Consider the following 7,606-nt stretch of genomic DNA (forward strand, 5'->3'; position numbering starts at 1 on the left):
TGATGGCTTGGAATTTGTTTCTAGCATCAATACCATTAGCTCTAAGTTTTTGGCTATTCCGCAGTAAATCTGGCTTACACTCCGGATTATGGTGGATAGGTTTAGCAGTTTTTATCCTATTTTTGCCCAATGCGCCCTATCTGCTCACCGATGTGATTCATCTAATTCAAGCCATTCGCAGGAATTACTCAGTATGGACAATTACTCTAGTTGTTATTCCCCAACATCTGCTAGTTATCCTAACCGGTTTTGAAGCTTACGTTCTATCTGTGATGAACCTAGGTGAGTATTTGCAGCGGCGAAGGTTAGGAAAGTTGATCTCCTCAGCTGAGTTAATTACTCATGCTCTGTGCGCCTTTGGTATTTATCTAGGACGATTCCAACGGTTCAACAGCTGGGACTTGGTTGCTCAACCCAATACCTTAGCTAAGGGCATGATTAATGATTTAACCTCGAAAGGTCCACTACTAGTGATGGCCGTAACATTCGTGGTGCTGACAGTATTTTACTGGATGATGAAGCAAATAACCTTAGGAATTATGATCAGAATGCGCCACCAACGTTCTGGCAGCGCAGCTTCTGGATAATAGATTCACAGCGTGCAAGGTTTTACGGCTGATTACATTCAGCCTTTTCTTGACTGACATCTGGCGGAGTATAGTTTTCCCTGTTGTGGTAGATATAGCCGTTAGGTTCGTTTTTGAAGATTACACCATTGGTAACTAACCCCAGAACATTTTGACCTGAGCTGTTGAGAATTTCCTTAGCCGCATTAGCGCTTGCAGAATCTACCTTTTCAGGTCGGGCCACCAGCAAAATGCCGTCAGCCATTTTGCCCAAAATTGGGGCATCAGCCATACCAGCTAATGCTGGAGTATCTAAGATAACGCAGTCATACTCTTGTGAGAACTTCTCCATCAGTGAAGCCATCTTCTGAGAGTCCAGAAGAGCCACAGGATTTGGAGGGATGACCCCAGCCATCAGAACATCAAGACCAGTCATTACTTCCTGTTTAGCCTGATCAAATTGAGCCTCACCCACGAGAATATTACTTAAACCCACTGAGTTAGTTAGTTCCCACAGATGATGTTGAGATGGATAACGCAGATCAGCATCGATTAGTAACACCCGACGTCCTACTTGAGCCATAGCTGCAGCTAAATTAGCACAGACATGAGACTTGCCTTCCTTAGGAACACAACTGGTTACTACAATCGATTGCAGTGGTCGATCAGAACTGATAAATTTCAGATTGGCTTGCAGAATTTGATAGGCTTCACCGATGACAGAGCGGGGCAAATCTCTCGGAAAAATGGGGAAAACATTCTGTTGAGAAAATCCACCAAAATAGCTTGTACTGACCAGCTTGCCGTAGTCTGGAATAACCCCTAACAACGTATATCTGAACAACTCTTTTAACTCTTTGAGCGTATGAACCGATCTGTCTAAGAGGTCGAGCAAGAAAGCCGTAGCGATCGCAACTAAGATACCAGCAAAGGCTCCCCCTGCCAGGATCAGGTTGGTTGGGATCGGAATCGGGTTTTCAGGAACGATAGCCTCTGAAATAACACGGGCATTACCTACATTTTGATTTTCCGCAACTCGGGTTTCTTGTAGTTTGCTTAACAAAATTTGGTAAGTTGCTTGTGCAGCAGCTACCCGTCGCTCCAGTTCCCGCTGATTCTGCTCTAGTCTCGGTAGGACTCTAGACCGCTGTTTGTAAGCCGACTGAGTATTGGTCAGAACAGCTAGCTGGCTAGTCAGCCCTAAACGCTGTACCTCGGACTGAACCAGTTCTGCAGTCAGTTGTTGCTGGATCGGTCCAAACTCTAACAAACTATTAACCGGTGGCGCTGGTTGTTGGCTACCAATGACCTGTGCTATTCGCTCTTGTAGTAGTTCTAATAGTGCAGCTTCCTGAAGAGCCAACTTAGCCACTGTCGGGTATTCATCGTTGAAGCGGGTGCGCTCGACTGCTAACTGAGCTTGTACCTCTTGGAGTTGTCTAAGTGCCTCCTGCACCCCAGTAGACTGGTTTAAAGACGTAGCTGCGACAGCTTGCTGTGTATCCAGACCGATCTTATTGCGCAAGCCCTCAGACTGAGCATTTATCTGTGCTAACTGAGCCTGAAGTTGAGAAATTTCGTCGTCTAATTTGGCAATCGACCCGACTGCAATGCTAGCTTCTTGTTGCAGATCTAATATTTTATTAGCTTCTTTGAATCTACGCAAATCCGCTTCTGCTTGGCTGACAGTAGCTTCAACTTTTGGGAGTTGTTTCTCAATAAAGTCACGAGCGGCGACAGCTTCCGCTCGGTTAGTTTGGATATCATTCTCTATGTAAACCCTAATCAGTGTGTTAACGATCTTTTCTGCCCAATTAGCATCAGGGGATTGATAGGAAATGGTTAGGATGTCTGTCCCCAAAATTGGTTTGACACTCAGTCCTCCTAAAATGACCCCAGGAGGGTAAAATTCACCGTTTTCATCCCTGAGGTTGAGAGCTCTGATGGTTTTTTCTATAATTGGTCTGGAACGAATAATTTCTACTTCCGTAGATAAGGGGTCGCTCTGGCGAGCCACATTATCAATCGTGCCAGTTGGATTATCCAACCCGGTCAGAGAAGAGGAATTATCTGTCTTTAACAGCAGTTGAGCTGCTGCTAAATAAACAGTTTTTTGAGAGGAGGCATACCATGCAGCAAGACCGAGAACACCACCAAAGGCTAGGGTAGCTGGCAAAAAGCGCCGTTTGAGAACTAGCCAGTATTTCTGAAAATCTATTTCTTCTGAATAGTCTATAGCTTCCATAATTGCTCAGGAAAAAAGTTTAATACTCACTGCAAAAAAAAATTAGTAGATTACTCACCCTTTTTTCACCGTCAGAAGCTAGGTATTTTTTTTATAAATCTATCTATAGTTAGATGCTATATAAATTAAAACAAATTAGGATGTTGGTTGATTATAGTTGATTAAGTTAGAGTTGTTAACAAGAATAAAAAAAAATTTTACTATCATGTATATTTGGTTTTAGTGTTAATTTTATAAGTTTTTATGGTAATGGGTAATAGTTTGGTAGTCATCACAATTCCCCGTTGCCCATTACTAATTACCAAACCTTACACTCTTAATGCTTCCAGACAGGATATAAATTGTCTTTTGATTACTCTTCTACTAAAGTCTGTCTGGCTTTCCCCTTAGAGGGCGAAGTATTTGTATACAAACTGGCACTCTTGGAGCTACTGTTTAAGCTACATATCCAGGTACAAATACTTCGCCCCTACCTAAAATGGGTTTGGGTAGATTTAGCTAGCGTGTTGTCGATACCAGTCGATAGTATTCTTCAACCCCTGCTTAAACTCCATCTGAGCAGTGAAGTTAAACTCCTCCTTCGCTCGTTGAATATCCAGACAACGGCGAGGCTGACCATTGGGTTGATCAGTTTCCCAGACAATTTCTCCCTTAAATTCCATCAATTCGCAAATCAACTCAACTAAATCGCGAATTGAGATTTCATAGCCTGTACCCAAATTAACTGGCTCTGGTTGATTGTAATCCGTGGTAGCCATCACAATACCCCGTGCTGCATCAGTTGAGTAGAGAAACTCACGGGTAGGACTACCATCACCCCAGGCAGGCAATTTCATTTCTCCCTTTTGTTGGGCTTCATAGACTTTACGAATTAGGGCAGGGATTACGTGGGAACTGCTGGGGTCGAAATTATCTTCCGGACCATACAAGTTCACCGGTAACAGGTAGATGCCATTGAATCCGTACTGTTGCCGATAGGCTTGTAGCTGGACTAAAAGAGCTTTCTTAGCAACCCCATAAGGGGCATTGGTTTCTTCGGGATAACCATCCCAGAGGTTATCCTCTTTAAAGGGTACTGGTGTGAATTTGGGATAGGCACAGATGCTACCAACACAGACAAATTTTTCCACACCAGCTTCATAGGCAGCATGAATTATCTGAGTACCCATCATTAAATTGTCATAGAATAGCTCACCTGGCTTTTCTCGATTAAGACCAATGCCACCAACGTGAGCAGCAAGATGAATGATGATATCCTGCTGAACCACAGCTCTTTGACAGTTCTCTAAAGAACGCAGGTCATAATCACGCGATCGCGGAATAGTAATCTTCTGTGCATCCGCTCCAGCTTTACACAACTGATCAACTACCTGACGCCCTAGAAATCCAGCTCCACCAGTAACTAGAATTCTCTTATTACTAAGATCTAAACTTACCATTTATTTGTCATCCTTGCCTAGCTTTTGGAGAACTATCACCGTCTGGTACATCGCAATGCAAGCAGGAATATACTGAGTCATTATTCAACACAAATCCTATCGATCCGGATTTGTGGGTCAGATGTATTGGCTTGCATCACCGATGCTACCTTCATAATCAGTCATAAACTAACGGATTAGTCAACCATCGTAGCTAAGCCTTGACGGATATAGGCTTGATCATTCAAAGGTTGAGTACTTTTGCCGTTAGGGAGCGACAGACCCAAGGCTTGTAAATCCGCTTCTACCATTAAGGCTACCAACTGCTCAAAGGTTACAGATGGCTCCCAACCCAGCTTCTTCTTTGCCTTGGTGGGGTCACCAATAAGTAGATCTACCTCAGCAGGACGCAAATAACGCTTGTCAAACTCCACATAATCATGCCAATCCAGATTGACATATTTGAAGGCAATATCTAAAAATTCCTGAACCGAGTGGGTTTCACCAGTAGCTACCACATAATCATCTGGTTTGTCTTGCTGGAGCATCATCCACATTGCCTTGACATAGTCCTTAGCGTAACCCCAGTCTCGCTTAGAATCAAGATTACCCAGGTAGAGTTTTTTCTGCTGACCTCCGACAATTCGGGCAATTGCTCGGGTAATCTTGCGGGTTACAAAGGTTTCCCCTCGACGGGGTGATTCGTGGTTGAATAGTATACCATTGCAGGCAAACATGCCATAGGATTCACGATAGTTTATAGTTTGCCAGTGAGCATACACTTTAGCACAGGCATAGGGAGAGCGGGGATAAAATGGAGTAGTTTCCTTTTGGGGTATCTCCTGTACCTTCCCAAACATCTCAGAAGAACCAGCTTGATAGAAACGCACGTCGATACCGGTGCGCTGACGATAGTCTCGAATCGCCTCCAAGAGTCGGAGAGTACCCATTCCCACCGAGTCAACGGTATATTCTGGGGAGTCAAAACTGACCCGAACATGGGATTGAGCCCCTAAGTTATAAATTTCCAATGGCTGAACCGCCTCTAAGATCCGGCGTAGGGTCACACCATCAGTCAAGTCACCGTAGTGTAGGAAGAACCGTGCGTTTTCATTGTGGGGGTCTACATAGATGTGGTCGATGCGATCTGTGTTGAAGGTGGAGGTCCTTCGGATAATGCCGTGAACCTCATAGCCCTTTTCTAGCAACAACTCACTCAAGTAGGAACCGTCTTGACCTGTAATTCCAGTGATTAGCGCTCTCTTTGGTTCCGTCATTTTTTCCTTTTCCTGTAATGTAATGTGGGCAATTTTGGTAGATATTGCTTCCCGAGAAAATCTCCCATGCAAACTTCCCAGTTTGCATGGGAGTGAATCATCACCACGTTAACTCAAAAATTTATTTGTGGCTGTAGTGAATTTACCGTAAATAACCTCTCAGCCAAAATTTCACATATTCTCCACAGAAAGTTCAAAATTATCGATTAATACAATTCTTTAAAGAATAAAATAGTGTTGACGTAAATAAAATTTTGCGCTACAAAGTTGGTAGTTGCTTTTTTTTGACGAACCGATAAGGATGTTTGTGATTTTTTTTGATGATAGTTTTTTAGGCAAACATCCTTCCCAAATAGGGAGCCTCACATTTGATTACATGCATCGCCACTAATGCAGTAGTTTAGCATAGATATAAGTAGGGAGCATTCCACCTTAGAGGGTGTCTTTAAAGTTAAAAATTTTACAAATTTAGCCTAATTGCGCAGGTTATAAGTTCTCAAATTTTATGAGGATGCGCAGGTGAATTAGTTTGTCTAGCCCCATGGTTTAGTATGAGGTAGACTTTTGAAACACTGGTTTAGTCAAGCATCAAACAAAATTCAGTGTACGGCATTTTTATACTTAGATAGGAAGTCTAACCATTTTTCAAAACCATCCGGTTTTGTGCCTATTTATTTGTATAGATAATCGTTGATATTTTTATTTTTGCGGTTATCGCTGGTTCCTCGCAAAAAATCTCTGTATTGAATCAAAAAAATGGCCGATTTGCTTAAATTGATGGATAAGGGTCATACAGCGGTTTGCAATTCAATTAGGTACAAAATTATGGTTTTTTAGGGAGCAGGGAGCAGGGAGCAGGGAGCAGGGAGCAGGGAGCAGGGAGCAGCTAAGAGGGAAGAGGGAAAACAATCCTGTGTACCTGATAGTTATGCAAACCGCCGTAGTTAAAATTTATTTAGTGTTTTTTTATTAAATTATAATAATATGTTCTAAGAATTAGCATTTTTTTATAAGTATTAAATCCAAGTAGTTAGCATTAAATACCATTGAGTATTATTTATAATAATTTGGTTTTCATCGGATATTAATTAATGGAGTTGTCATGGAACTGCCCTTAACTGAAACCTATAGATTTGATATACGTGATCCTGTTTTTGCCAAACTTCGTCGCAATACCTATGCTGTATGGCTTCGCATCGTTACATTAGTTGTCACTGATGTATTCATGCTATTGATGGCATGCTTAATTGCCGTTAATTTTGGTAATCACATAAATAATGATTGGGGAATAGTCAATCAAGCAATACTAGTTTATGTAGTCATACCCTGGGAAATTTTATTGCTTGCTTTACAAGACCTTTATAATTCTGGTAACAAACGCCGTGACTACTTAGCTCTAGCCCAGACAATCACTTTTTCCCAGATTAGTCTACTCGTTATTGCTTGCCTGTATCAGCCCGATCAATTTGTGATTCAACCAATTTATAGTTTGTTGTGGCTATTAAGCCTCGCTCTTGTCTGCATCGGACGCTTAGGAATAGATTTTATTCTGAAACGGCTTCGCAAAAAAGGTTTACTTCGCTATCCAACCCTGATAATCTGTTCACCAGATCAACAACAAAAAGCAATTCAACTACTGGGGAACGAAGATTGTTATGGCATTATTAAATTCTTCGATGTTAATTTGTTAGATAAATCGAACATATCCGATTTTATTAAAGAAATTAGTGCTCTAGAGGTAGCCGAAGTCTTTGTTTGCTCTTGGAACAAGGTAAAAGATTATATGTTCTTTTACTGGAGTCTCAGAAACGCAGGTATAACCTTGCGAATTTTGTGTACAGAATTAGGACCTATTTACCAAAACTTGGAGATGTCTAGTATTGCTAGTGTACCTACCATACGGTTTTCTCCCCCTCTAATTACTGGTATTGACTTTTGGGCAAAAAGATGTTTTGATTTTGTGCTTTCTGTATTAGTAATGATTGTGCTTTTGCCGCCGCGAAAGCGGCCAACGGCCGCCACGCAGAAATTGAGCAGACGATCGCTGATGGTTCCTGCATTCATGATGTTTGCCGCAACGATAAACAGCGGTACGGCGAG

Annotated in this window: 4 protein-coding genes and 1 pseudogene; 1 reads left to right on the forward strand and 4 read right to left on the reverse strand. The window is 42.0% G+C overall.

All coding sequences use genetic code 11. The features are described from left to right. Positions 1-2: 2 nt before the first annotated feature. The gene (locus F6K20_RS16450; RefSeq protein ID WP_287295330.1) at positions 3-587 is read left to right on the forward strand and encodes a DUF1361 domain-containing protein; all 585 of its coding nucleotides are present in this window, start codon (positions 3-5) and stop codon (positions 585-587) included. 22 nt (positions 588-609) lie between these two features. On the opposite strand, the gene F6K20_RS16455 is transcribed toward F6K20_RS16450, so the two are convergent. The 4 genes and pseudogenes from F6K20_RS16455 to F6K20_RS40685 form a co-directional block, all read right to left on the reverse strand. Further along, on the reverse strand, positions 610-2,811 hold the full coding sequence (locus F6K20_RS16455) for a GumC family protein (RefSeq protein ID WP_008189977.1): 2,202 nt from the start codon (positions 2,809-2,811) through the stop codon (positions 610-612). A 494-nt stretch (positions 2,812-3,305) separates the two neighbouring features. Beyond that, positions 3,306-4,250 carry a GDP-L-fucose synthase family protein gene (locus F6K20_RS16460; RefSeq protein ID WP_287267598.1) on the reverse strand — a complete coding sequence of 315 codons (945 nt, stop codon included), beginning with the start codon at positions 4,248-4,250 and terminating at the stop codon, positions 3,306-3,308. A 176-nt stretch (positions 4,251-4,426) separates the two neighbouring features. Then, the gene (gmd, locus tag F6K20_RS16465; RefSeq protein WP_044495291.1) at positions 4,427-5,506 is read right to left on the reverse strand and encodes a GDP-mannose 4,6-dehydratase; all 1,080 of its coding nucleotides are present in this window, start codon (positions 5,504-5,506) and stop codon (positions 4,427-4,429) included. Between the two features lie 1,992 nt (positions 5,507-7,498). Then, positions 7,499-7,606 (reverse strand): annotated as a pseudogene (locus F6K20_RS40685) (TRAP transporter large permease subunit); the annotation flags it as partial.

It is taken from the genome of Moorena sp. SIO2C4 (assembly GCF_010672485.1).
GTDB classification, from domain to species: Bacteria; Cyanobacteriota; Cyanobacteriia; order Cyanobacteriales; family Coleofasciculaceae; genus Moorena; species Moorena producens.

Coding starts and splice junctions, on each gene's coding strand:
- F6K20_RS16455 (WP_008189977.1), bottom strand. CDS start 2,811: ATGGAAGCTATAGACTATTCAGAAGAAATAGATTTTCAGAAATACTGG.
- F6K20_RS16460 (WP_287267598.1), bottom strand. CDS start 4,250: ATGGTAAGTTTAGATCTTAGTAATAAGAGAATTCTAGTTACTGGTGGA.
- gmd (WP_044495291.1), bottom strand. CDS start 5,506: ATGACGGAACCAAAGAGAGCGCTAATCACTGGAATTACAGGTCAAGAC.
- F6K20_RS16450 (WP_287295330.1), top strand. CDS start 3: ATGGCTTGGAATTTGTTTCTAGCATCAATACCATTAGCTCTAAGTTTT.